Below are 1,883 nucleotides of genomic sequence, written 5' to 3' on the forward strand. Positions count from 1 at the left end.
TAAGTTAGCTATTTAGAAACTCTTTTAACACGACGGTATTACCCCTGAGAAACCACCGCCCGATAACCATCTTGGTTTTCATCTTTCACAAATTCAATATAGTGCTGAATACTGTCTAGGCTATCTTCTTGATAATGCGAGACATACAACAATTGACTTAAGTGTTCTTTGGCAATGAGTTCAAGGGCATTTTTAATCAGTCGTCGTCCCAAATAATCCAAACCTTGATAAGGCTCATCGAGGATCAATAAGGTGGGTTGTTTGACAATGGCGCGAGCGATGAGTAATAAACGTTGCTGGCCATATTCTAATTGTCGAAAAGCGGTTTTACTTAAATGACCCATGTGTAAAATGGCCAACCATTCTGTAGCGACAGATATTTGCTGTGCCGTCGGTTTTTGGTACAAACCAATAGAATCATAAAAACCAGAAACAATCACATCCAGTGCGCTACAGTTAACCCGATATTGCAGATGTAATGCCGAAGACACCATACCGATGTGTTTTTTTATTTCCCAAATGCTCTCGCCTGAACCTCTTTTGTTACCAAAAATATCAATGTCGTTGCTGTAACATTGTGGATGGTCGCCAAAAATAAGCCCCAGTAAAGTACTTTTACCGCAACCATTTGGCCCTTTTACTTGCCAATGCACACCATTATCAATACGCCAGTTCACGCCCGAAAAAATAACTTTATCGCTGTAAGCCACTCGTCCATTGTTTAACTGAAAAACCGGGTTAGCAAATAATGGCTTGTGTCTGTGACGACGAATTAGCGCCAATATATCATCACTTTGTTGACCCGCTTGCGCCGTTAACTGGGCAATAACAGGATGATTATCCCACTGTAATTTGGTCATCATGCTGTCTAATTTACCATGACTAAACATAGCAACATGTTCAATCCAGTCTGGCATATCTTCTTCACGCGACACCACGACCAGTATCTGTTTGGTTTGAGATAATTGTTGTAAATATTCTGTGAGAGTCTGTCTGTGCGCAACATCAAGACCTGCATAAGGTTCGTCGAGCACTAAAAAAGGCACTTGAGTTGCTACTGCACGAGCAAGCATTACTCTGCGGCCTTCACCGGTAGACAATTGAGCAAAAGGACTTAAGCTTAAATGCGTTAAATCTAATTGCTGCAGCAATTGATGGGTTAAGTCATTGTCATGGCATTGATTAAAAACAACCCCAAACACGGTCGTTTTAGGATCGGTATATCCCAGTGATTCGCTGTCATCTTGCTCTAAAATAGCTTCAAGCAGTGATTGTTGCTCAAGCAATGACACAAATGCCACACTTGCTGGCGTGACACCGATAATATCGCCACTGTACGTTAAGGTTTGCGCATCAATTTGCTGAGTTAATAACTGGCCAAGCAATGCACCTACATCACCTTCGGTGCTAAATACCCCCCAAGATTGTTGAGGCTCAATAACCCAATCATTAATGTCGACAGTGACACTCGATGAACTGCACTGCAACTGCGTAAATCTGATTTCCATCTTGTCACTTATCCTTGTATTTAAAGCGATTCATCACTTGAGTGTCTCATAAGATACTAAAAAAAATCGACAAAAAAGCAGAACATTTTATGTTCTGCTTTTGGATGTCACTCAATTAAATCGCCAACTTACATAAAACTAGCCGATAACGGTCATTTCATTCAACGTAAATTCATCAACTGCACCTTGAGTTGCAGCCACAAAATCGGCTAAATGCTGATTTTCCATATGCACACGCCATAATTCACGGGTCTGCCAAGTCTCATAAAACATAAAGTGGGCAGAGTTTTCATTGTCTCGGTGTAAATCATAACTAATACACCCTTCTTCAGCACGAGTGACTTCAATCAGCTTCACCAACTCAGTTTTTACTAA

General features: G+C 40.9%; 2 protein-coding genes. Both read right to left on the reverse strand.

All coding sequences use genetic code 11. The features are described 5' to 3' along the window. Positions 1-38: 38 nt before the first annotated feature. Positions 39-1,508, reverse strand: a complete 1,470-nt coding sequence (locus CXF78_RS15910; RefSeq protein WP_102037330.1) for an ATP-binding cassette domain-containing protein — start codon at positions 1,506-1,508, stop codon at positions 39-41. Positions 1,509-1,646: 138 nt separating this feature from the next. Then, positions 1,647-1,883: putative quinol monooxygenase (locus CXF78_RS15915; protein ID WP_102037331.1), on the reverse strand; the 237-nt coding region annotated here is incomplete at its 5' end.

It is taken from the genome of Shewanella sp. 11B5 (assembly GCF_002836795.1).
Classification (GTDB): Bacteria; Pseudomonadota; Gammaproteobacteria; order Enterobacterales; family Shewanellaceae; genus Shewanella; species Shewanella frigidimarina.